Genomic DNA, 24,266 nt, shown 5'->3' with positions numbered 1-24,266 from the left:
CGACGGTCACCCGATCCGCGCCAGCACCTCCCCCGTCTCCCGGCTCCACGCCACCACCACCGCCTCCTCCGGCACCCGCTTCCACCGCGTCAGCAGCAGCCAGCGCGCGTGGTAGCGCCGGGCGACGGCCGTGCGCCCGGCGCGGGTCGAGTCCGGGGCGAGGTAGGCGCGGACATCGGCGAGCCGGCGCTCGCGTTCCCGCTCGTCCAGGGCGGGGTCGGGCCAGATCGGCGCGGCGAGGTTCGGCCCGTATCCGGGCAGCGAGCGCGGCGCGAAATGCCCGTCCGAGATGACCACCTCGCCCTTGGCGACATGCCGTGCCACCCACGCGTACGACGGCCAGAGCGACGGCTGCTCCAGCCCGACCGGGTCCAGCACGCGCGGCACGACCGCCCCGCCCTGCACGGTCAGGAACCCGACGCACGCCCCGACGGCCGCCGCCCCGCCCAGCACCCGCCGCACCCTGCCCCACGGCCGGGGTGCCGCCAGCTCCACCGCGAGCGCGAACTGCAAGGGCACGAGGGTGAGCCCGAGGATCCTGCCGTACGTGTAGTGGCCGCTGACCCAGCCGTACGCCACCACCAGGCAGTCGAGGGCGAACAGCAGCACCAGCGGATCCTGCCGGGAACCCCTCCGCCACCGCAGCCACAGCGCCGGCAGTCCCAGCAGCGCCAGCCAGAACTGCCCACCGAGGTCCGCGTACAACCGCTGGTGCATCCAGTCCACGCTGCTGTCCCCGGCCAGCGCGAACACGTCGAAGTACGGCCACCCCCCGGCGACCAGCACCGCCGCGGCCGCCATCGCCCCCCACCGCACCCCCACGGCACCCCGCCGCCACCCGCGCTGCCACCCGGCGACGAACGCCACCGCCCCCAGCACCGCCGCCACCGCGGTGATCGGATGGATCAGCAGGACCAGCCCGTACAGCGCGCCCAGCCCCACATACCCGGCAAGACCCGGCAGCCCGCTCGGACCGACGTACCGGACGGCCCCCCGGCCCTGCCGACGCCCATTGCCGTGTTCCCCCTCCTGCCCCCGTGCCCGCGCCCGCGCCCCCGTCAGCGCCCATGCCCAGAAGGTCAGCCCGATGGCGAAGGCCGAGGGGTAGCCGAGGTTCCCGGTCATCGACATCAGGTTCAGATAGCCGCTCCACCAGGCCCGCTCGGTCCCCCACAGCAGCGTCATCGCCCCCAGCGCCAGCACCGGCGCCCACGGCCTCGGCGTCAGCACCCGCACGAGACGGCCGATGCCGGTCAGCAGCACGAGCAGGTTGAGCACACCGGCCAGCCGCACCACCTCCCAGCCGCCCAGCCCCGTCAGCCGGGCGAACGCGCCCTGCGCGACCGCGTACGGCGAGTAGTACGGGCTGCCCGCGCCCGGCAGATCCGCCATCGGATGGCGCGGGTGCAGCAGGTTCGCCTTGAGGCGTTCCACGACCGCCGCGTGCTGACCCGCGTCGCAGCACAACGGCACGGCCCAGTACGCCAGCAACATCACCAGGAAGAAGGCGAAGCCGAAGACCTGGTACGGCGTCGGACGCCAACTGCGGCCGCCGCGCAGGGCACCAGGGCGTGTTGCGAAAGCCCCGCCTGCCGGGCGGACGACGGGACTTTCGCAACACGCCCTAGCGCCGCGCACGGTCCTCCGGACGAGGACACCGACGGACGCGCCCGCGGCTCTGGTCGTGGAGTCTGTGTGGGTTTGAGGCATTTGCCGTATGTTCCCGGCCGAACCGGTCGGGGCAACGGCTTCGCCTCACATCACCTCATCGAGTGAGCCCCCGGTGCCGCCGGAGCCGGCACCCGCCCCACCCCTCCCGGCTCCACCCCGCCCGGCGGCTCCGGCATCCGCTCACCCAGCATCAGCGTCCGTACGACCCGCTCGGCGGCCAACCCGTCGTCGAACTCGCAGAACCGCTCCCGGAACCCGGCCCGCAACCGCGCCGACTCCCCGTCCTGCCACGTCCCGGACGCGAACAGCCACGCCAACTCCCGGTACGAGCGCGACACATGGCCCGGCGCGTCGGCCGTGATGTCGAAGTAGGCGCCCCGGCTCGCCACGTACGCCCCCCAGTCGTCGGCGTGGATCACGATCGGCCGGTCCAGGTTGGCGTAGTCGAACATCAGGGCGGAGTAGTCGGTGACCAGGACGTCGGCGGCGAGCAGCACGTCCTCGACCCGCGGTTCGTCCGTCGCGTCGATCAGCACGCCCCGCCGGTGCAGATCGGCCAGCCCCGTCCCGCGAGCCGTGCCCTGCGCCAGCGAGGGATGCAGGCGCACGACGAGCGTGTGGCCCGGACCCAGGTCCCGGGCGAACCGGGCCAGGTCGATCCGGTCGACATGCCCGCCCCTGCGGTACTCGCGACGGGTCGGCGCGTACAGCACGACGGTGTCCCCCGCGGGCACACCGAGCCGCGCGCGGGCGGCCTCACCGGCCTGTGGACCCGCGTTGACCAGCACGTCGTTGCGCGGGCTGCCCGTGCGCAGCGAGGTGAAGTGACACGGGTACGCCCGCTCCCACGCCAGCTCCGAATGCCGGTTGGCGACCAGGCTGTAGTCCCAGCGGTCGGCCCGCCACAGCATCTTCGGCACGTCGAAGCCGTGCCGGGCGCCGGGCTTGGTCAGCAGGTCGGCCGCCATGTACTTGAGCGGGGTGCCCTGGTGGGTCTGGACGTGGACGGTGCCGGGGCGCTTGGCCAGGGTGCCGGGCCAGTTGACGTTGTTCACCCAGTACGTGGCCCGCGCCATGACCTCGTGGTAGCGCCGCGAGCCCGGAACCACGAAGTCTGTGCCGGGCGGCAGCGTGTCCACCGCGTCCTCCTGCACCACCCACACGCCCTTGATGTGCGGGGCGATCTCACCGGCCTTGGCGTGGATCGCCGCCGGATCACCCAGCACCCCGCGATGCGAGAACGCCGAGTACACGGCCAGGTCGGGATCGAGCGGCAGCCTCGACCGGACGGCGTACCAGGCCCGTTGGGCCCGCTGCGACGCCGCCCGCGTCACCCGCCGCTTACCGGCCCCCGCCACCCGCCGCACCTCGCGCAGCCCACGTGCCACGGCGTACGACGCGTAGGGCGCCGTCGCCAGCAGCCGCATCTCCTGACCGCGCCATCCGTCGGGCAGGGCGAAGCCCCCCTCCGGGACGTGACGGGTGTGGAAGGAGCGGATCTCGCGGTAGAAGTCCGGCCGGTCGGCGGGCCGCACCCGGTCCTCGCGCGCGAGCACGAACAGCATGTGGTCCAGGGCCCGTTCGAACAGCAGCGGACGCGCCCACTCCAGGTCCGGCCGAGCTTCGACGAACCTGAACAGCCCCTCGTACTGCGGGAAGATGTCGAAGTGCCGCCGCCCCGGCGTCCTGGTGATCGCCCCCTGCCGGCGCTGCCGGTACTCCACCCCGATCCGCTCCAGACAGGCGACGCGGTCGGCCAGCACCATCGAGCGGTAGGTGACGGGCGCGTCCTCGTACAGCCCCGGCGCGTAGCGCAGCCCGTGCTTCAGGAAGAAGTCCCGCCGGTACGCCTTGTTCCAGGCGACCAGGAACAGATGCAGGTACTCCGGCTTCTCGCGGACGCTGAAGGTGCCCGTACCGGCCGCGGCCAGCAGGTCCGCCGCCGTACTGCGGCCGCCGCGTCCCCACCAGTGGGTGCGTACGTGGTCGAAGACCACGATGTCCGGGTCGTCGCCCGCCTCCAGACGCGCGGCCACGGCGGCCAGCAGACCCGGCGTGTAGCAGTCGTCGCTGTCGAGGAACAGGACGTAGTCGCCGCTCGCCTGCTCAAGGCCGGCGTTACGGGCCCGGCCGAGGCCGACGTTCTCCGGCAGGTGCAGCACGCGCACGCGTGCGTCGCGCCCGGCGTAGCCGTCCAGGATGGCGGGGCAGCTGTCGGGGGAGCGGTCGTCGACCGCGATCACCTCGAAGTCGGGGTACGACTGCCCGAGCACCGAGTCCAGGCACTCCCGCAGGAAGCCCTGCACCTTGAAGACGGGCACGATGATGCTGAAGCGGGGCACGTCAGTTCCTCACTAGGGTCGCGGCGGCGGGGGCGGGGATGCGCTCGGCGAGCGGGATCACCGGCGGGATCGCCTCGGGCGGCTCGCCCAGCAGCACCCGGCGGACGACCCGCTCGGCGGCCTGTCCGTCGTCGAACTGGCAGAACCGCTCCCGGAACGCGGCCCGCAGCGCCCCCGCCTCCTCGTCCGCCCACGAGCCGTCGCGGAACACCGCCGCCAGCTCCCCCGGCGTCCGGGCCACCCGCCCCGGCGGCTCCTCCATCAGGTCGAAGTAGACGCCCCGCAGCTCCCGGTAGACCTCCCAGTCGTCCGCGTACACCACGATCGGCCGGTCCAGGTTGGCGTAGTCGAACATGATCGAGGAGTAGTCGGTGATCAGCGCGTCGGCGGCCAGGCACACGTCCTCCGACGAGCGGTGCCCGGTGACGTCGATGACCCGGCCGCCGCCGCGCGCGCCGCCCCGGTCGTAGAAGTAGTGGGCGCGCAGCAGCACCACGTACTCGTCGCCGATCTCCTCGCACAGCGCGTCGAGGTCCAGGCCCGTCTCGAAGCCGGTGGCGTGGTCGCGGTGCGTCGGCGCGTAGAGCAGGGCCTTCTTGCCCTCGGGGACGCCGAGTTCGCGGCGGACGCGGGCCACGTCGGCGGCGGTCGACGTGTAATAGGCGTCGTTGCGCGGATAGCCGTACTCAAGGGTCTCGTGCGCGGCGGGGTACGCGCTCTCCCACATCTGCGTGGAGTGCCGGTTGGAGGTGAGGTTGTAGTCCCAGCGGTCGACGCGGGCCAGCAGCCTGGCGAAGCTGCCGGTCGCCGCGGCCACCACGGGGTACGTCGCCTGGTCGGCGCCCATCTTCTTCAGCGGGGTGCCGTGCTGGGTCGACAGATGCACACTGCCCCGGCGCTTGACCACGGCGTCCGCGAAGTTGGCGTTGTTGACCAGGTACTTGGCCCGCGCGAGCACGTCCCAGTACTTGGGGCTGCCGATGACCGCGTACTCCACGTCGCTCGGCACACTGTCCACCGCGTCCGGCTCGACCAGGAACACCGCGCGCAGATGCGGGGCCAGTTCCCGCGCCTTGGCGTGGATCGCGGCGGGGTTGCAGGTGTAGCCCCGGCCCCAGTACGCGCAGTACACGGCGAGGTTCTGGTCCAGACGGCGGCGCAACTGCACGCGGTAGCGCAGTCGGGTGCGCAGCCCGCGCGGCCGCGGAACGGACGAAGTGACCTTCACCGCTGCCTGGTTGGCGCCGCGCAGCGCCCGGAACGCCGCGTACGCCCCCCGCGCCAGCAGCCGGTGCTGGACCCCGACGCTCCCGCCCGGCGCACGGAACCCGGCGGGCCGGTACCGCCGGTAGAGCCCGCTCGCCCGCCGGAAGAAGGCACGGCGCCGGCCCGGCAGCCGTCGCGGATGGGCCGCCGTCTTCAGCACGGCGGCGAAGAGCTGCTCGAACAGCGGCCCGAGCCGTCGCGCGGACAGCCCGTGCCCGGCGGCCCGCGCCAGCACCAGCTCGACCTGGTCGAGCAGCTCGAAGTGGTGCTCCCCCGGGAGGTTCAGCCGGTTGCCCTGCCGCCGCAGCAGATGCCGTACGACGACCTGCCGCAGCACCGCCATGCGCTCGGCGCACAACACGACCAGACCGCCGAAGCCGACGTCGGTGAAGTGGCCGTCGGGGAAGGCGAGTTCCTGGTCCAGGAGGAAGACCCGCCGGTAGGCCGCACTCCACGCCGGGAGCTGGACGCCCGTCAGCCCGGCCGCCTCGCGCGGCGCGAAGACCCCGCCCGGCGCCCGTGCCAGCAGCAGCGCGGCCGGGTTGCTCGGCTCGCCCGTCCACCACGGGGTCCGCTCGTGCTCGAAGTACAGGACGTCCACGTCACCGGTCTCGCGCAGCCGGGCGTCCAGCGCCGCCAGCGCGCCCGGCACCAGCACGTCGTCGCCGTCCAGGAACAGCAGCCAGTCGCCCAGCGCCGCCCGCAGCCCCGCGTTGCGCGCCCCCGCCAGACCGGCCGCCGGGGGCGCGTGCACGGGCGCCACCCGGCAGTCCCGCTCGGCGTACCCGGCGGCCACGTCCGCCGCCGGTGAGCCCGGGGCGTCACAGACCGGGATCAGCTCGAAGTCGCCGAAGGACTGGCCGAGCACCGAGTCCAGCGCCTGGGACAGCCGGCCGGCGACCCCATGGGACGGAACGATGATGCTGAAGCGGGGCATACTGCTCTTTCTGTCGAGGTTCTGGCAGCCGGGTTCTTCAGGAGGCCGAGTCGGCTTTCGTCTCAATAAGCGGGACCGCATCGCCCCTCAGGGGCGCGGGGAACTGCGCGACCCGCCACGACGGCGCGGCAGACGACCGACGACCTGTCGCGGCACCCTCCGCGGCGCGCTCCGCGGCACCCTCCGCGGAGCGCTCCGCGGCCGGGGACGGAACGGGGTGGCGCCGGTCCAGCGGCACGACCGGCGGCAAGTCGGTCTCGCCCAGCACCACATGGCGGACGACCCGCTCGGCGGCGCGCCCGTCGTCGTGCGGGCAGAACCGCTCCCGGAACGCCGACCGCAGCTGCACGGAACGCGAGCCCCGCCAGTGCCCGGTGGCGAAGATGTCGATCAGCTCGTCCTCACTGCGCGCCACCGCACCAGGCGGGAAGGACCGCAGGTCGAAGTAGGTGCCGCGCGCGGCCTCGTACGCCTCGGCGTCGTCGGCGTGGATGACGATCGGCCGGTCCAGGTTGGCGTAGTCGAACATGAGGGACGAGTAGTCGGTGACCAGGGCGTCCGAGGCGAGGCACAGCGACTCGACGCTCGGGTGGTCGGTGACGTCGATGAGCCGGCCGGGCTCGGTGGCGTCGGTGAGCGGGCCACCGTGCCGGCGGTGGGCGCGGGCCAGGACGACGTAGCGGGGGCCCAGCCGGCGCAGGACGCGGGGCAGGTCGAGCGTGCTGCGCTGGGTGCGGCGGTAGTCGCGGTGGGTGGGTGCGTAGAGGATCACCACCGAGCCCTCGGGGATACCGAGCTGCTCACGGATCCGGGCCACGTCGGCCGACGTCGCCTGCTGGAAGACGTCGTCGCGCGGGCTGCCGTACTCCAGGGTCCGGTACGTGCCCGGGTGGACGCGTTCCCAGGTCAGGGTGGAGTGGCGGTTGGCGGAGACCACGTAGTCCCACTTGTCGACGTTGTCGAGGAGCTCGTCGACGTCCAGGTCACCCGCGGCGGCCGGGCGTTCCCGCAGGTCCAGGCCCTGGTGCTTGAGCGGGGTGCCCCGCTGGGTCTGCACGAAGACCTGGCCGGGGCGCTTGACCAGACGACGGTCGAAACCGGCGTTGTGGACGAGGTACTTGGAGCGGGCGAGGGCCGTCCAGTAGGCGGCCGAACCGGGCCGCAGCCGGCGGGTGCCGGACGGGACGGCGTCGGCCTGCTCGGCCTCGGCGACCCAGGCCGTGCGGATGTGCGGCGCGTGGGTGCGGAACGCCTGCTCCAGGGCGCCCGGGTGACAGCCGTGACCGCGGACGCCCTCGGCGGCGAACACGGCACGGTCGGCACGCACGGGCAGGCTGCGCTGGATGCGGTAGTGCAGCCGCAGGACGGCCGAACGCAGACCCTTCAGCAGCCGGCCCGTGACCTTGGCGGTACGCCGGGCCAGGGCGAACGTCAGCTGCAGGGCGCGGTACGTGCGGTGCAGGCCCAGCCGGATCAGGGTGTGGTGGACCCGGGCGCGCGGCGGTACGGGGACGCCGGGGGAGCGGTAACGGCGGTAGTGGGTGCGGGCCTTGCGCAGGAACGCGGCGCGGCTGCGGCGCGGGAGACGGTCGCGCCGGGCGAACACCACCACCAGGTGGTGGACCATCCGACGGAACAACATCGGCCGCCACCGGGCGAGTTCGGGGTTCTGGTCGACGTAGGCGAAGACCCGCTCGTACTGCTCGAAGATGTCGAAGTGCCGCGGGCTGACCGTGCCGAGGATGGCGCCCCGGCGCCGCTGCCGGTAGTGCACGCACACCCGGTCCAGGGTCGCGATCGACTCCGCCGTCATCAGTACCGGGTACGTCCACGGCGTGTCCTCGTAGTAGCCGGGCGGGAAGGCGAAGCCCTCCTGCTCGACGAACTCCCGGCGGTACGCCTTGTTCCAGGCGACCATCAGCAGCCGCAGCAGCCCCGGCCGGTCCGCCAGCCGGAACGGCGCCGGGCCCTCCTCCGAGAGCAGGGTCGCGACCTGGTTGCGGACGGTCTCGCCGGTCCAGAAGGTCCGCGCGTAGTCGTAGACCAGGACGTCCGGCTCACCGGTCTCCTTCAGCCGGTCGGCGATCGTGTGCAGGGCGTCCGGGGTGAGGGTGTCGTCGCTGTCCAGGAAGATCAGGTAGTCGCCGGTGGCCGCCGCGACACCGGCGTTGCGAGCGGGCCCGAGGCCCTGGTTCTCGGCGAGGTGCACGGGACGTACCCGCTGGTCGCGGGCCGCGAACTCGTCGATGATCGCGCCGCACGCGTCCGGCGAGCAGTCGTCGACGGCGATCACTTCGAGATCGGGGTACGACTGGGAGAGCACAGATTCCAGGCACTCGTGCAGGTACGCCTGAACCTTGTACGCGGGGACAATGACACTGAACCTGGGCAAGGGACATCCACTTGGTCGACCGGGACGGTAGGCGGCGAGCGCGCCTTGCCCGGCAACGGCCAAAGGAGTGACTTGGTTACGGAGAGGTACGGCATACGGGGGATCACGGATGAACGAACGGGGGCGGACCGATGACGGCCCGCCCCCTCAAGTGTGCTTGTCCTTGCGCTACTTGACCGCGCCCGCCATCACGCCGGACACGAACTGCCGCTGGAACGCGAAGAACACGACCAGCGGGATCACCATGGAGATGAACGCGCCGGGCGCCAGGATGTCGATGTTGTTGCCGAACTGCCGTACCTGGGTCTGCAACGCGACCGTGATCGGCTGGCTGTCGGCGTCCGTGAAGATCAGCGCGACCAGCATGTCGTTCCACACCCACAGGAACTGGAAGATGCCGAGCGCGGCGATGGCCGGACCGCCGAGCGGCATCACGACACGGAAGAACAGCCGCAGTTCACCGGCGCCGTCCAGCCGCGCCGCCTCCAGCAGCTCCCTCGGGATCTCCGCGAAGAAGTTCCGCAGCAGGAACACCGCGAACGGCAGCCCGAAGCCGACATGGAAGAGGATCACGCCGATCAGGGAGCCGAAGATGCCGATGTTGCCGAACAGTTCGGCGATCGGGATCAGCGCCACCTGCACCGGCACCACCAGCAGCCCGACCACGCCCAGGAACCACCAGTCGCGGCCCGGGAACTCCATCCACGCGAACGCGTAGCCCGCGAGCGAGCCGATGACGACGACCAGGACCGTCGCCGGGACGGTGATCAGCACGGTGTTGAGGATCGAGTCGGTGATGTCGCTGTTGCCGAGGAGCTTGTCGTAGCTCTCGAAGGTGAGCTGGGAGGGCTTGCTGAAGACCTCCCACCAGCCGCTCACCGTCATCTCCTCCGGCGGCCGCAGCGACGACAGCAGCAGACCGATCGTCGGGACCAGCCAGAACAGGCCGACGACGACCAGGAACACCCGCACCAGCCCACCGCTGACGAAAGAGGCCAGCCGGGAGCCGAGGGACTCCTTACTCATCGCCGCACCTCCCGTCGCAACCTACGGACGTTGAACCACATGACCGGGATCACCAGCAGCAGCAGGAACACCGCGATGGCGCTGGCGATGCCTGGCTGGTCCTCGGAGAAGCCCTTGCGGTAGAGCTCCAGGGCGAGGACGTTCGCGTCGTCCTGGGAGGAGCCCGGGGCGATGATGAAGACCAGGTCGAAGACCTTCAGGACGTTGATCATCAGGGTGACGGTGACGACCGCGAGCACGGGTGCCAGCAGGGGCACGGTGACCCTGCGGAACACCTGCCACTCGCCCGCGCCGTCGACACGGGCCGCCTCCAGCAGGTCGCGCGGGATGCCCGCCAGCCCGGCCGCGATCAGCACCATCGCGAAACCGGCCCACATCCAGATGTACGAGACGATGATGGACGGCGTGACGAGGGACGGGCCGAGCCAGTCCACGCCGTTGTACGGCTCCTTGAAGTTGTCCGGCGGCAAGCGCAGTTGGGCCCCTTCGGCGGCGGCCGGCAGCGTGAACGTACCGTCGTCGGCGGCGTTCGTGGAGGCGACCACCTTGCCGTCCTTGACGGCCTCGATCCTCAACCCGGCGTATCCCAGCTCGGACGCGTCGACCCCGCCGAGCGTGCCCACGCCCTTGCCGCGTGTGAAGTCCTGCCAGGTGGTGCCGGTGATCCCGTCCGGATCGGCCTTCGCCTGTACGGCCCTCTTGGCGTCGTCCGGCATCTGGTCGGGGGCGACGCCCACGAGGGGCAGGGTGACCGGCGTGCCGGCGCTCACGGTGGCCTTGGTGATGAACCCGCCGCCCGGTGCCGCTTCGAGCGGCGACTCCCGGCCCGGATGGGCCTTCGGGAACGCCGACGACTGCGCGAAGGTGTCATGGACGCCCACCCACACCGCGTTCGCGACGCCCTTGTCCGGGTCCTGGTCGTAGACCAGCCGGAAGATGATGCCCGCCGCCAGCATCGAGATCGCCATCGGCATGAAGACGACCAGCTTGAACGCCGTGCCCCAGCGGACCCGTTCGGTCAGCACCGCGAAGATCAGACCGAGCGCGGTGGCGACGGTCGGGGCGAACACCACCCAGATGACGTTGTTCTTGAGGGCCGTGCGGATGCCGTCGTCCGTGAAGAGCGCCTGGTAGTTGTCGAACCCGGCGAACCCGTCGCCGGACTGGTCGTAGAAGCTGCGGATGACCGAGTACCCGATCGGGTAGACCACGAGCGCGCCGAGCAGCACCAGGGCGGGCAGCAGGAACAGCGCCGCCACGGCCCTGCGGGTGCCGGTCACGCTCCTGCGCGACTTGGGTGCGGCAGGAGGCGCGCCGCCCCCTGCCGCCTGTGTCGACGCCATCGCGTCAGTTTCCGTACGCCGCGGCCGCGTCGGCTTCCAGCTTCGCCTGCGTGCCCGCGATGTCCGACGGGTTCTTCAGGAAGTCCTGCAGGGCCTTCCACTCGCCCTTGCCGGGCGTACCGCCGAAGGCCTGCGGGGCCTGGTCGGACATGTCGAAGCGGAAGTCGTCACCGGAGTCGATGAGCGCCTTGGCGATCTTCCGCTGGACGTCGTTCGGGTACGCCGAGTTGTCGACGTTCTTGTTCGGCGAGAGGTAGCCGCCGAGCTTCGCCTGGATCGTCGCCGCCTCCGGGGAGGCGAGCCAGGTGGCCAGGGCCTGCGCCGCCTTGGAGTCCTGGAGGATGACGGCCGCGTCGCCGCCGGACACGACGGGCGCCGTGTCACCGACGGTCGGGAACGGGAACACCTTCGCGTCCGTGCCCACCTCGGCCTTGGCCTGTGTGATGTTGACCTGCGCGAAGTCGCCCTCGTAGACCATGGCGGCCTTCGGCTGGTCGCCACCGGTGAAGGTCTGGGTGACGGAGGCCGGGAAGTCCGTCTGGAGCGCGCCGGTCGCGCCGCCCGCCACATAGTCCTTCTTGCCCCACACCTGGGCGAGCGTGGTCAGCGCGTCCTTCACGGACGGATCGGTCCACTTGATCTCGTGCTTGGCCAGCTGGTCGTACTTCTCCGGACCGGCCTGGGAGAGATAGACGTTCTCGAACCAGTCGGTGAGGGTCCAGCCCTCGGCGCCGCCGACCGAGAACGGTGTGACACCGGAGTCGTAGACGGTCTGGGCGGTGGTGAGCAGCTCGTCCCACGTCTTGGGCTCACTCGCCCCGGCGTTCTCGAAAACCTGGTTGTTGTACCAGATCAGGGACTTGTTGGCGGCCTTGTAGTAGACGCCGTACTGCTTGTCGTCGACCTTGCCGATGTTCTGCCAGCCCTGCGAGTAGTTCTCCTGGAGCTCCTTGATCGCGTCGGCGCCGAGGGGCTTGGCCCACTTCTTTTCGACGGCCTGCTTGATCGCGCCGGGCTGCGGAAGCATCGCGATGTCCGGCGGCTGGCCGCCCGCGACCTTCGAGCCGAGGAAGTTGATGATCGGGTCCTGTGCGGGCACGAAGGTCACCTTGGCGCCCGTGCGCTTCTCGAACTCCGCGAGGACCTTCTTGAAGTTGGCCTGTTCGGCACCGGTCCAGACGGCGGCGACCTCAAGGGATTCGCCGTTCAGCTTGGGAAGGGTGACGGTGCTGCCGGTCTCCTGACCGGTCCCGCCCTGTTCGTTGCCACTGCCGTTGTCGTCGTCGCCACCGCATGCGGTGAGCGAGACCGCGAGGGCGCCCGCGAGTACGGCCGCCGCGGCCCGTGCGGCCCTGCTTGTCCGGTTCCTGCTGCTCGTGCTGCGCATGACTGCCCCGTTCTTCGTGCCTCGTCGAACGTTCGAGCGCTGTCCCGTGCGATCTGGTCTACGCCTTGGGTTTGGGGTCGGCAAGACCGCGTCCGCTGTCAAGCAGGGGATCGTGACCGCCTCGTGACCAGGCACCCAGCGTTGGTGTGAACGTCGCTGAGGGCTGCCGCCCCCAGACCCCCGCTATCGGCCTGAACGGCCTCGTCCTCAAGCGCCGGACAGGCTGAAAACGCCGACCCGCGTCACAGGAGCGACGGCACCTCGGTCGCCGATACCTCCCGTGCCGCCCGCTCCAGCGCACTGGCGAGCAACGCAAGATCCGTGGGCCCGTTGCCCAGCTCGCGGACCGGGCGGCGGGCCGGCGGGTCGCCCATGCGGTGCCACTCCAGCGGCACGACCGTGGGCCGCAGCGTCGCCGTCCGCGGGATACGGCCCGTGACCCGGCCGCCCTGGAACGGCACCGCTCTGCCGTCCGCCCGGGTCAGCCGCCCACGCCCCGGCGCCGGCTCGTCCGGCCCCGCCGTCACCGCGTCCAGCGTCACCCGCAGCGTCGCCCGGCGGGCCGGCTCCGACTCCGCCGTACGGCCCCCGACGCCCGCGGCGGCCACCAGATGCACCCCGAGCCGCTCGCCCTCCCGGGCCACCGCCTCCAGCGCGCGGATCACCGAACCCGCGGCGGGCCTGCCGGTCGAACCCAGCGCGGGCGACACCAGCGCGTCCAGGTCGTCCACGACCACGACGAGCCGGGGCAGTGGTGGCACGGCCTGCGCCTCGGCCTGCCGACGGGCCGCCCCCGGCCGCAGCCGGATCGTCGAACTGGGCGGCGAGTCCAGATCCCCGGTGAAGTCACCGCCCCCTGCACCGCCCCCTGCACCGGCCCCGGCGCCGCCCGCCGCGCGCTGTGCGACCACCCGGCCCGACAGCGCACGCCCCGTGTGCCACTCGGCGAAGTCGGACCGCCCCAAGAGCTCGGCGCGCCGCTTCAGCTCCGCGCTCAGCGACTGGGCGAACTCCCGCATCCGGACGGGGTCGTTGGCGGTGAGGTGGGTGGTGACATGGGGCACGTCCGTGCAGACCCGCAGCCCGTCGCCGTGCGCGCCGCCCGCGCCGACGCCGTCCCGGCCGTCTATCAGCACGACGCCCAGCCGGTCCGGCCGCTCGGCCGCGGCCAGCGAGGCGACGACGGCCCGCAGCAGCTCCGTACGCCCGCTGCCGGGCGGCCCCTCGACCAGCAGGTGCGGTCCGTCGGCCCCGAGGTCCACGCCGACCGGGCCGCGCGGTCCGGCCCCGAGCACGGCACACGCGCGCCCGCCGAGGGCCTCCGGATCGTCGGCCGCGTCGGCCCAGCGCGCCATCAGCGACGCCGGGGTGGCCCGGGCCAGCCCCAGCTCGTCCAGCAGCCGTGCCGCCTGAGGCAACGGCACCGACACACGCGCGTGCCGCTCCCCGACGGCCCCCTCCGTACGCAACGGCGCCAACGCCCGCGCGAACCGCTCCGCCCAGGCGAGCGAGACGGCGTCCACCGCGGCGACGGTGCCGTGCCCGACGGGACCGTGGGCAGGGGAGGCAAAAACGGAGGCGGGGGCGGGGCCGTGGTCCGGGGAGCTGTGTCCGGGCGGGTTGTGTGCGCTGCCCGAGCTGTGGCCGGCCATGTCACCGGGTGCCTGCCCGGCCGTCGGGACCGCCCCGCCCCGAGCCACCCGCACCAGCCGCAGCGCCGTCGCCACATCACCGCTCAGCAGCCCGACCGCCCCGCACTCGCGGAACGCCGGCGCCACCGTGCAGGCCGCTTCATAGGTCTCCGTCACCGGTGACGCGGGCGAGGCCGCGGCCGTCTCGGCGAGGCACACCACGTGAATACCGGCCCGCGGGCCCTCCAGCGCCAGCCGCGCCACCGCCTCCCGCAGATCGGTGCCCCCGGGGTCGCCGTCCACGACGACCACGGTGTACGGCCCCGCGAACCCGTCCGCCGTCCCGTCGCCCGACTCGTCGTCCCGCGCCCAGGAGGGCCGGCGACCGGCACGCCGGTCCGGGACCTGGCCTTCCGCGCCGGCGACCGTCGTCCGGGCCGGACTCGCGCCCGCGGCCCCGTCCGCCGACTCCGCCGTCAGGTCCTCCAGCCGCCGCAGCAGCTCCTCCGTGCGGGCCGCCGCCTGTTCGCGGTCGTAGGCCAGCAGCAGCCGGCAGTCCTGGCCGTGCCCGGGCCGGACATGCGGGAGCCAGCCCAGCCAGGCCCACTCCGCGGTGCGCTCCTCCACGGACCGGGAGCGGTCCGCGCTGATCAGGACCGTCTCCAGCACGTCCGGCGAGTGCAGCGCGGCGAGCTGGGCGATCACCGCGCGGGCCAGCCCGGCGAGCCGCTCGCGCGGGCCGGCCAACCCCAGCGCCCCGACCTCCCGCAGATCGGCGGTCACCGGTACGGCGGGCAGCAGCCCCGAGCCGTCGGGCGCCGCGCGGTCGGCGGTGCCGAGCCGCACCGTGAGCGCCTCCGGGTGCCCCGGTGCGCGCTCCCACAGCCGGGGTCCGGGGCCGAGGGCCGTCAGCAGCAGTGACGCCGGGTCCGGCCAGGTCTCCGGCTGCCGGGAGCCGGTCGTCGCCGTGGGGAGCCCGAGCGCCTCGGCTGGCGGCATCTCGTCGTCGTACGTCTCGTGCCCGGTCGCCGCGCCCTGCTCGCCGCGTCCGCCCGTCAGCCGTCGCGCCCATGCCGTGAGCCCGCCGCGCCTGCGCACACCGGGCGGCACGTCGGTGCCCCGCAACGGAGTGCCCTTGCGGCGGCTGCCGGCGCCCCCGCCCTCGGGGCTGCCGTCCTCGTCCTCGTCACCCTCGTCGAGCGCGCCCACTCCGAAGCCGGCGCCGTGGGTGTCGCCCGCGCGCGGTGCCGGGAGCGTCCTCCCGGACCCGCCGTCCCGTTCGATCCGCGGCGCCCTGCCCTGCACCGGCACGCCGGACGGCTCGACCGGGCCGCGGTCCCGAGCCGTCGTGTCGCCGCCGTCCGCCACACGCGCGTGAGGCACCGGCGCCCCGGCTCCCGAGGGCGGGCCGTCCGGCGCGTCGACGCCCTGGCCGGCGGCCGGGACGCGGGTGTGCCCCTCGCCGTCCGGCTCCGTCCGCACGCGCGCCCCCGGGCCCCCGGTCGGAGCCAGCCGCAGCGCCGACTCACCGATCCGCAGCAGCGCGCCCGGCGCGAACCGCACCGGGCGGGTGGTCACGCGGGTGCCGTCCAGCGTCGTGCCGTTGGTGGAGCCGAGGTCGGCGACCGAGACGCGGCCGTCGGAGGCGACCGTGACCGCGCAGTGCAGCCGGGAGACGTCCGGGTCGTCGAGCGGTACGTCGGCCTCGGCGGAGCGGCCGATGCGGATCTCGCCGCCGTGCAGCAGATGGACCCCGCCCGCGTCCGGGCCCGCCACGACCTGGAGCTGGGTCGGGGCGTCGTCCAGCTCGGGGTGGGGTTCGGGGGCAGCGGGGGCGCCCAGGGACAGCATCGCGCCGTCTGTCAGAGGGGGTTCGCCGAGAGTGCTGCGCCGGTCGTCGAGCCGCTCCGCGCCCGCGTACAGCACGACCGGGCCGTCGCCCGCGGACACCGCCGAGGCGAGCGCCGACGCCACCGCGGCCAGGGCCGTACCCGCGGGCGCCGTGACCAGCACGTCGCAGCTCGCGGCGCGTCCTCGCGCCGGGGTGGACGGGGCCAGCGGGTCTACGACGGTCAGCCGGATCTGCATCGGCGTCAGCGGTCCCTTCTGCGAGGGCGCCAACCACCCCCACCCCACACGAGCACATCGGCCAGTACTCCACGCACTGCAGGCATCCTCGCACCTGCCACTGACAACGCGCCCCCCGCCCGAAGGCAAGTGATCTTGATTGGTCGGCTCTGCCCGCAAAAGTGCCTGACAACTGCACCGCCGGCGATCAGTTGAGATCGCTCACTTCCGCTTGCGGCAACCACGAGACAGAGCCGAGCGTCTTTCCTTCGAACATGTGCGGGAAGCCATACGTAAGACGCACAGAATGACGACAAGCCGGTGCCCGGGGGCACGGCACTACAGTGGTTCGGAACGTAGGCAAGCAGCAGGGAGCGCGACGTGCGGCCGGTAGGCAGCAAGTACTTCCTCGAGGAGCCGCTCGGTCGCGGCGCCACGGGGACCGTCTGGCGAGCCCGCCAGCGGGAGACCGCGGGCGCCGAGGCGGCCGTGCAGGGCCAGCCCGGCGAGACCGTCGCGATCAAGGTCCTCAAGGAGGAGCTCGCCAGCGACGCCGACATCGTCATGCGGTTCCTGCGGGAGCGCTCCGTCCTGCTGCGGCTGACCCACCCGAACATCGTCCGGGTCCGCGACCTGGTCGTCGAGGGCGAGCTGCTGGCCCTGGTCATGGACCTCGTCGACGGCCCCGACCTGCACCGCTACCTGCGCGAGAACGGCCCCTTCACCCCGGTCGCCGCATCCCTGCTCACCGCGCAGATCGCCGACGCCCTCGCCGCCAGCCACGCCGACGGCGTCGTCCACCGCGACCTGAAGCCCGCCAACGTCCTGCTGGAGCAGAACGGCGGCCAGATGCACCCGATGCTGACCGACTTCGGCATCGCCCGCCTCGCCGACTCCCCGGGCCTGACCCGCACCCACGAGTTCGTCGGCACGCCCGCGTACATCGCGCCCGAGTCCGCCGAGGGCCGCCCGCAGACCTCCGCGGTCGACATCTACGGCGCCGGCATCCTCCTCTACGAGCTGGTCACCGGCCGTCCGCCGTTCGGCGGCGGTTCCGCCCTGGAGGTCCTGCACCAGCACCTGAGCGCCGAGCCGCGCCGCCCGTCCACGGTCCCCGACCCGCTCTGGACGGTCATAGAACGCTGCCTGCGCAAGAACCCCGAGGAACGGCCCAGCGCCGAGAACCTCGCCCGTGGCCTGCGCGTCGTCGCCGAGGGCATCGGCGTGCACGCGAACTCCGCGCAGATCGCCGCCGCCGAGGGCGTCGCCGCGCTGCTCGCGCCCGACCCCGCGCCGGCCGCCGTGCCGGGCTCGGCCGACCCCACCCAGGTGATGCAGCACGGCTCGGCGCCGGGAGCGTACGACCCGAACGGCGCGACCAGCGTCCTGCCGCACACCGGTGCCCCCGGCCCGACGGGCGCCGCCGACCCTACGGCCGTCATGCCGTCGATGCCGCCGGGCCCGCCCGGACAGCAGCCAGGTCAACCCGGCCCCGAGGAGCCGCACCCCTGGCAGAACCAGCTGCGGGCCGCCCGGGACCGCAACGAGCAGACCCAGGTCCAGTACCTCGACCCCAACCAGGACCCGCTGCGCCGCCGCCCGCAGCGCCAGGTCGCCCACCCGCAGCAGCCCCAGCAGCCGCCGCACCCCCAGCAGCAGCGACCCCCGCAGGGCCGCGGTCAGCAGGGCTACGGCCACCCGCAGCAGCAGCCGCAGCAGTACGCCCCACCGCGCCAGCCGCAGCAGCAGCCTCAGCAACAGCCCCAGCGATACGCCCCGCGGCCCACGCCGGAGCCGCAGCGGCCGCAGCGCGAGCCGCGTCAGCCCCGGCAGCGCAGCGCCAACCCGATGCGGATCCCCGGGCTCGGCTGCCTCAAGGGCTGCCTGTTCACGATCATCATCCTGTTCGTCGCGGGCTGGCTGATCTGGGAGCTGAGCCCGTTGCAGGACTGGATCGGCACGGGCAAGGGCTACTGGGAGCAGCTCAGCGACTGGTTCAGCAGTGTGTCCGGGTGGATCGGGGACCTGGGCGGGGGTTCGGGCGGAGGCTCGGGCACCAACTGACCCTGGGTCACCACCCGGCCCGCGTCGGCTGGTTTGGTTATTTGTCGACATCTGGCGGGTGATTTCCGCCTCGGCGGTGAAGGTTGGCTCTCCGGACGCGTAGTTTTAGCGACACACGCGTCTGTAGGAGCAGCCTTGGCACGGAAGATCGGCAGCCGGTACACCGCCAACCAGATCCTGGGGCGGGGCAGCGCCGGCACGGTGTGGCTGGGCGAGGGGCCCGAGGGGCCCGTCGCCGTCAAACTGCTGCGCGAGGATCTCGCGTCCGACCAGGAGCTCGTCGGACGCTTCGTGCAGGAGCGCACGGCACTGCTCGGTCTGGAGCACCCGAACGTCGTCTCCGTGCGCGACCTGGTCGTCGACGGCAACGACCTCGCGCTCGTCATGGACCTGGTCCGGGGCACCGACCTGCGCACCCGGCTCGACCGCGACCGGCGGCTCTCGCCCGAGGCGGCGGTGGCGATCGTGGCGGACATCGCCGACGGCCTGGCGGCGGCGCACGCGGCCGGGGTGGTGCACCGGGACGTCAAGCCGGAGAACGTCCTCCTGGACATGCAGGGCCCGCTGGGCCCGGGCGGCGCCCACCCCGCCCTGCTGACGGACTTCGGCGTGGCGAAGCTCATCGACTCACCGCGTCGTACACGCGCCACGAAGATCATCGGGACCCCGGACTACCTGGCGCCGGAGATCGTGGAGGGCCTGCCGCCGCGGGCCGCGGTCGACATCTACGCCCTCGCCACGGTCCTGTACGAGCTGCTGGCCGGCTTCACGCCGTTCGGCGGCGGCCACCCCGGAGCGGTCCTGCGCCGCCACGTCACGGAGACGGTGGCGCCGCTGCCCGGCATCCCCGACGAGCTGTGGCAGCTGCTCATCCAGTGCCTCGCGAAGGCGCCGGCCTCGCGGCTGCGGGCGTCGGAGCTCGGGGCGCGGCTGCGGGAGCTGCTGCCGTTGGTCGCCGGGATGCCGCCGCTGGACGTGGACGAGCCGGACGCGGAGTCCGCGGAGGACGAGGCTCCGGTGGTGGCGGAGGAAGCGGCGCCGGCGGGGGAGCGGGTGCGGCGGCGGGGTGCGGTGCCGTTGGTGCCGGGGGCGAAGCCGGCCGACTCCAACCGGGACACGCATACGTCGATGAGGGTGCCGGGGCCCGACGAGCTGGCCGGGGGTGCGCGGGGTACGGCCCGGGTGCCGCGGGCCGCCGGGGCGCCCCGGCCGGGGTCGGCGCGGCATCGGGCGGTGGCCCGGCGGCGGCGGGTGGCCTTGGGGGCGGCCGCGGTGGCGCTGGTCGCGGCGGCGGGGGTGGGCACGTGGCTGGCGACCTCCGGGGACGACGCGGACGCGACCCCGCAGGACACGAACAACTCGGCCCCGGCAAGCCCCTGACCTCCCTCGCCCCCGCCGCCCCTACCCGTCCCATCCCTGGGGGCTGCACCCCCAGACCCCCGCTGTCGGCCCACCGGGCCTCGTCCTCAAACGCCGGACGGGCTGGAAATGCCTGGGTCGGTGTAGTCCCCTGTGGGTGGGTGGGGGCTGGGGGCGGCTGAGACTTGTCCTCAAAACGTCGGACGGGTTGAAAGATCCAGGCCCGGCGCCCCCCGCGGGTGGGTGAGGGCTCGGGGCAGGGCCTCGTTCTCAAATGCGGGACGGGCTGAGGGGGACGGTTGAGTCCCGAGGTTTCGAGTCCGGCCTCTTGGCCGACCGAGTCGGGCGGTGGGTGGGCAAAGGTCCGGGGGTCCAGGGGGCGGAGCCCCCTGGTGCGCCAGCGGTGATGCCGGGTGCGGCTCGGCCAAGGGCGGCGGGGTCCGGCGCTTGGCGGAGCCGTTACGCTGGAGGCGTGGCAGTCGTCGATGTATCCGAAGAGCTCAAGTCCCTCTCCTCGACCATGGAGTCGATCGAGGCCGTTCTGGACCTCGACAAGCTGAGGGCAGACATCGCCGTGCTCGAGGAGCAGGCGGCCGCGCCGTCCCTGTGGGACAACCCGGACGAGGCGCAGAAGATCACCAGCAAGCTGTCCCACCTCCAGGCGGAGGTGCGGAAGGCCGAGGCCCTCCGCGGTCGTATCGACGACCTCGGCGTTCTCTTCGAGATGGCCGAGGAGGAGGACGACCCGGACACCCGTGCCGAGGCCGAGTCCGAGCTCGCCGCCGTCCGCAAGGCGCTGGACGAGATGGAGGTGCGGACGCTCCTCAGCGGTGAGTACGACGCCCGTGAGGCGCTCGTCAACATCCGCGCCGAGGCCGGCGGCGTCGACGCCGCCGACTTCGCCGAGAAGCTGCAGCGGATGTACCTGCGCTGGGCGGAGCAGAAGGGCTACAAGACCGAGATCTACGAGACGTCGTACGCCGAAGAGGCCGGCATCAAGTCGACCACCTTCGCCGTGCAGGCGCCGTACGCCTACGGGACCCTCTCCGTCGAGCAGGGCACCCACCGGCTCGTCCGTATCTCGCCCTTCGACAACCAGGGCAGGCGGCAGACCTCCTTCGCGGGCGTCGAGATCCTCCCCGTGGTCGAGCAGACCGACCACATCGAGATCGACGAGTCCGAGCTGCGCGTGGACGTGTACCGGTCGTCCGGCCCCGGCGGTCAGGGCGTGAACACCACCGACTCCGCGGTGCGACTCACCCACCTCCCCACCGGCATCGTCGTCTCCTGCCAGAACGAGCGGTCGCAGATCCAGAACAAGGCGACCGCGATGAACGTCCTCCAGGCCAAGTTGCTCGAGCGGCGCCGCCAGGAGGAGCAGGAGAAGATGAACGCCCTCAAGGGCGACGGCGGCAACTCCTGGGGCAACCAGATGCGGTCGTACGTGGTGCACCCCTACCAGATGGTCAAGGACCTGCGCACCGAGTTCGAGGTCGGCAACCCCGAGGCCGTGTTCAACGGTGAGATCGACGGGTTCCTCGAAGCCGGAATTCGCTGGCGCAAGCAGCAGGAGAAGTAACTTTGTCGACAAGGCAACTGCCGCCACCTCGGCGGCGGTTGCCTTTTCTGTGCCTGCATGTCTGGGTTTTACATCACACTCACAGGCTCCAACCCCTGTCATAGCTCCCGTATTTGGACATGGCGCCCGCAAACGGCCTTGACGTGTCTTTGAAAAATGGGAAGGGTAAAGCGTGGCATGCGTATCTCTGGGGCGCATGTGAACCGGGGGGCTTGAGTTTCAGTACTACCTCCGTCGATCACGGCCCCCGAGCGCCGCCTCACTGACGATTCAGCTACTGGGGGTAGCAACCACATGACGAAGAAGACGCGGGTCCGTATCGCGCGCCTCGCGGCCGGTGCCGTGATCGCGGCTGGTGCTTCGATCACCGCTGCGGGTGCCGCATCCGCCGCGCCGTCGGAGGACTGCCTGCTCGGCATCTGCCTCGGAGGCCCGACCGACCCGACCGACCCGCCGGTTCCCACCGACCCGCCGGTTCCGACGGACCTCCCGACCGACCCGGGCATCCCCACCGAGGAGCCCACCATCCCGACGGACCCGACGGTGGACCCGACGGAGCCGCAGGAGCCCACCCAGGACCCGACCATCGACCCGACCGACCCGGGTGACGACGGCAACGGGAACGGGAACGGGAACGGCAACGGGAACGGCAACGGCAACGGCAACAACGGCGGCGGTAACGACAACACCGACCCCGACGGTGGCACGTCCCCGCAGGAGGAGGGCTCCTCTTCCCTGACGGACACCGGCACGGAGACCACCGGTACCGGCACGGGTGCCAGCACCTCGGCCCAGGGCGGCGGTGACGAGCTCGCCGAGACCGGTGCCGCTCAGACCACGTTCCTGCTGGTCGGCGCTGCCACGATGATCGCCGGCGGTATCGGCTTCCGTATCCTGCCGCGCCTCGTGAGCGGCCGTGGCGGTGCGGCTGCCTGACGGTAGCCGGTCGCCCACGCTGCGTGATATCACGCCGTACGGCCGAGGGGCCCGGAGCGCCTACGCTCCGGGCCCCTCGTCATGTCCGCCTATGCGGTCTGGTGCGCCAGCAGAGCCACCGCCGCGATCAGCACCGCCAGCAGGGCGATCAGCGTCATCGGGTTCAGACCCGCGAACGGGTTCTCCTGCTGGAGCCGCTCTCGGTTCGCCCGGCACACGGGGCAGCGGCCCTCACTCACGGGTGCGGCACAGTTCGCGCACACCAGCCGGTCGTACGTCATGCGCCACCCTTTCCCTCCGGGGGTTCAACGGATGCGGCCCCGAGAATGTTCCCCTCCCTCTACTGTGCCAGGTTCCTCCTGGGAGGGCGCGGGCGCTCTCGGAGGGGTGGTTTCCCATTGTCTCGCGGCCGCGGGCCGTATGGGGCTGGTCGCGCAGTTCCCCGCGCCCCTTTGGGGCGTCCCCCTCATCCGGCACAAATGTGCACAACCCTTGCGCAACCCCTTCCGGCGACTGCGCCTCCGCCCCCGGTTCGCGTATGGTCCCCCCATCTACCCCCGGCGACCCATGGTGCACCCGTGATCCGACTCGACAACGTCTCCAAGGTCTACCCCAAGCAGACCCGCCCCGCACTCAGGGATGTGTCCCTGGAAGTGGAGAAGGGCGAGTTCGTGTTTCTCGTGGGGTCCTCGGGCTCCGGAAAGTCCACCTTCCTGCGGCTGATCCTCCGCGAGGAGCGGTGCAGTCACGGGCAGGTGCACGTTCTGGGCAAGGACCTCGCGCGCCTGTCCAACTGGAAGGTGCCGCAGATGCGGCGCCAGCTGGGGACGGTGTTCCAGGACTTCCGGCTGCTGCCGAACAAGACGGTCGCCGAGAACGTGGCCTTCGCGCAGGAGGTCATCGGCAAGTCCCGCGGCGAGATCCGCAAGTCCGTCCCGCAGGTGCTCGACCTCGTCGGCCTTGGCGGGAAGGAGGACCGGATGCCCGGTGAGCTGTCCGGTGGTGAGCAGCAGCGGGTGGCCATCGCGCGCGCGTTCGTCAACCGGCCCAAGCTGCTGATCGCGGACGAGCCCACGGGCAACCTCGACCCGCAGACCTCCGTCGGCATCATGAAGCTGCTCGACCGGATCAACCGGACCGGTACGACGGTCGTGATGGCCACGCACGATCAGAACATCGTGGACCAGATGCGCAAGCGCGTCATCGAGCTGGAGAAGGGCCGCCTCGTCCGCGACCAGGCGCGCGGCGTCTACGGCTACCAGCACTGACCCCCGTAGAAGTCCGGAAAGGCCTGAAGAAGCCGCCATGCGCGCCCAGTTCGTACTCTCCGAGATCGGTGTCGGTCTCCGCCGCAATCTGACGATGACGTTCGCCGTCGTCGTCTCCGTCGCCCTGTCGCTCGCCCTGTTCGGCGGGTCGCTCCTGATGAGCGACCAGGTCAACACGATGAAGGGCTACTGGTACGACAAGGTCAACGTCTCGGTCTTCCTGTGCAACAAGGCCGACGCCGAGTCCGACCCCAACTGCGCCAAGGGCGCGGTCACCGAGGACCAGAAGAAGCAGATCCTCACCGACCTGGACAAGATGACGGTCGTCGACAAGGTGACGTACGAGTCGCAGGACCAGGCGTACAAGCACTACAAGGAGCAGTTCGGCGACTCCCCGCTGGCCGCCTCGCTCACGCCTGACCAGCTGCAGGAGTCGTACCGGATCAAGCTGAAGGACCCCGAGAAGTACCAGGTCGTCGCGACCGCCTTCAACGGGCGGGACGGCGTGCAGTCCGTGCAGGACCAGAAGGGCATCCTGGACAACCTCTTCAAGCTGCTCAACGGCATGAACTGGGCGGCGCGCGCGGTGATGGCGCTGATGCTCGTCGTCGCGCTGATGCTGATCGTCAACACGGTGCGTGTCTCGGCGTTCAGCCGTCGGCGGGAGACCGGGATCATGCGCCTGGTCGGCGCCTCCGGCTTCTACATCCAGGCGCCGTTCATCATGGAGGCCGCGGTCGCCGGCCTCATCGGCGGGACGGTCGCCTGTGCGTTCCTGGTCATCGCGCGGTACTTCCTCATCGACCACGGCCTCGCCCTGGCCGACCAGCTGACCTTGGTCAACTTCATCGGCTGGGAAGCCGTGTTGACCAAGCTCCCGCTCATCCTCGCGACGAGCCTGCTGATGCCCGCGTTGGCGGCGTTCTTCGCGCTGCGCAAGTATCTGAAGGTGTGACCAACGCCAAGGGGGCCGTACGGGCAACGGACCGTGCGGCCCC

At 72.1% G+C, this 24,266-nt stretch carries 15 protein-coding genes; 6 read left to right on the top strand and 9 right to left on the bottom strand.

Annotation, left to right across the window (positions count from 1 at the left end; translation table 11 throughout):
* Positions 1 to 6: 6 nt before the first annotated feature.
* From AQJ67_RS23445 to AQJ67_RS23410, 8 genes are all read right to left on the bottom strand, one after another.
* Positions 7 to 1,710 (bottom strand): hypothetical protein, encoded by a 1,704-nt coding sequence (locus AQJ67_RS23445; protein WP_244190557.1) that lies wholly within the window; start codon positions 1,708 to 1,710, stop codon positions 7 to 9.
* 50 nt (positions 1,711 to 1,760) lie between these two features.
* On the bottom strand, positions 1,761 to 4,013 hold the full coding sequence (locus AQJ67_RS23440) for a bifunctional glycosyltransferase/CDP-glycerol:glycerophosphate glycerophosphotransferase (protein ID WP_062721017.1): 2,253 nt from the start codon (positions 4,011 to 4,013) through the stop codon (positions 1,761 to 1,763).
* 1 nt (position 4,014) lies between these two features.
* Positions 4,015 to 6,216, bottom strand: coding sequence for a CDP-glycerol glycerophosphotransferase family protein (locus tag AQJ67_RS23435; protein WP_062721016.1), 2,202 nt, complete (start codon positions 6,214 to 6,216; stop codon positions 4,015 to 4,017).
* Positions 6,217 to 6,253: 37 nt separating this feature from the next.
* Entirely contained in the window at positions 6,254 to 8,608 is a 2,355-nt protein-coding gene (locus AQJ67_RS23430; RefSeq protein WP_079056108.1) for a bifunctional glycosyltransferase/CDP-glycerol:glycerophosphate glycerophosphotransferase, read from the bottom strand.
* Between the two features lie 168 nt (positions 8,609 to 8,776).
* Positions 8,777 to 9,634 (bottom strand): carbohydrate ABC transporter permease, encoded by an 858-nt coding sequence (locus tag AQJ67_RS23425; RefSeq protein ID WP_062721015.1) that lies wholly within the window; start codon positions 9,632 to 9,634, stop codon positions 8,777 to 8,779.
* Positions 9,631 to 10,977 carry a carbohydrate ABC transporter permease gene (locus AQJ67_RS23420; protein WP_425264174.1) on the bottom strand — a complete coding sequence of 449 codons (1,347 nt, stop codon included), beginning with the start codon at positions 10,975 to 10,977 and terminating at the stop codon, positions 9,631 to 9,633. The genes AQJ67_RS23425 and AQJ67_RS23420 overlap by 4 nt, the downstream gene beginning before the upstream one ends.
* 4 nt (positions 10,978 to 10,981) lie before the next feature.
* Positions 10,982 to 12,364: an ABC transporter substrate-binding protein gene (locus AQJ67_RS23415; protein ID WP_062721013.1), complete on the bottom strand. Its 1,383-nt coding sequence runs from the start codon at positions 12,362 to 12,364 to the stop codon at positions 10,982 to 10,984.
* 242 nt (positions 12,365 to 12,606) lie between these two features.
* Positions 12,607 to 16,083, bottom strand: coding sequence for an FHA domain-containing protein (locus AQJ67_RS23410; RefSeq protein WP_062721012.1), 3,477 nt, complete (start codon positions 16,081 to 16,083; stop codon positions 12,607 to 12,609).
* A gap of 360 nt (positions 16,084 to 16,443) precedes the next feature.
* On the opposite strand from AQJ67_RS23410, the gene AQJ67_RS23405 reads away from it, so the two are divergent.
* The 4 genes from AQJ67_RS23405 (at position 16,444) to AQJ67_RS46950 (ending at position 22,000) form a co-directional block, all read left to right on the top strand.
* The gene (locus AQJ67_RS23405; protein WP_062721011.1) at positions 16,444 to 18,126 is read left to right on the top strand and encodes a serine/threonine-protein kinase; all 1,683 of its coding nucleotides are present in this window, start codon (positions 16,444 to 16,446) and stop codon (positions 18,124 to 18,126) included.
* Positions 18,127 to 18,261: 135 nt separating this feature from the next.
* Positions 18,262 to 19,506 carry a serine/threonine-protein kinase gene (locus AQJ67_RS23400; RefSeq protein ID WP_062721010.1) on the top strand — a complete coding sequence of 415 codons (1,245 nt, stop codon included), beginning with the start codon at positions 18,262 to 18,264 and terminating at the stop codon, positions 19,504 to 19,506.
* A gap of 451 nt (positions 19,507 to 19,957) precedes the next feature.
* A complete protein-coding gene (prfB, locus tag AQJ67_RS23395) occupies positions 19,958 to 21,064 on the top strand; it encodes a peptide chain release factor 2 (protein WP_062721009.1) in 1,107 nt (368 codons plus the stop codon).
* 294 nt (positions 21,065 to 21,358) lie between these two features.
* Positions 21,359 to 22,000, top strand: a complete 642-nt coding sequence (locus AQJ67_RS46950; protein WP_062721008.1) for an LPXTG cell wall anchor domain-containing protein — start codon at positions 21,359 to 21,361, stop codon at positions 21,998 to 22,000.
* 89 nt (positions 22,001 to 22,089) lie between these two features.
* On the opposite strand, the gene AQJ67_RS23385 is transcribed toward AQJ67_RS46950, so the two are convergent.
* Positions 22,090 to 22,281 carry a hypothetical protein gene (locus AQJ67_RS23385; protein WP_048586204.1) on the bottom strand — a complete coding sequence of 64 codons (192 nt, stop codon included), beginning with the start codon at positions 22,279 to 22,281 and terminating at the stop codon, positions 22,090 to 22,092.
* Positions 22,282 to 22,578: 297 nt separating this feature from the next.
* Between AQJ67_RS23385 and ftsE the strand changes: the two genes are divergently transcribed.
* Together ftsE and ftsX are read left to right on the top strand one after the other, a co-directional pair.
* On the top strand, positions 22,579 to 23,268 hold the full coding sequence (gene ftsE, locus AQJ67_RS23380; RefSeq protein ID WP_062721007.1) for a cell division ATP-binding protein FtsE: 690 nt from the start codon (positions 22,579 to 22,581) through the stop codon (positions 23,266 to 23,268).
* Between the two features lie 37 nt (positions 23,269 to 23,305).
* On the top strand, positions 23,306 to 24,223 hold the full coding sequence (gene ftsX, locus AQJ67_RS23375; RefSeq protein WP_062721006.1) for a permease-like cell division protein FtsX: 918 nt from the start codon (positions 23,306 to 23,308) through the stop codon (positions 24,221 to 24,223).
* The last annotated feature ends 43 nt before the right edge of the window (positions 24,224 to 24,266 follow it).

Origin of the sequence: Streptomyces caeruleatus (genome assembly GCF_001514235.1) — a bacterium.
Taxonomy (GTDB): domain Bacteria; phylum Actinomycetota; class Actinomycetes; order Streptomycetales; family Streptomycetaceae; genus Streptomyces; species Streptomyces caeruleatus.
The sequence above is the reverse complement of the archived record's forward strand: the minus strand, read 5'-3'. Positions and strand labels throughout refer to the sequence as shown.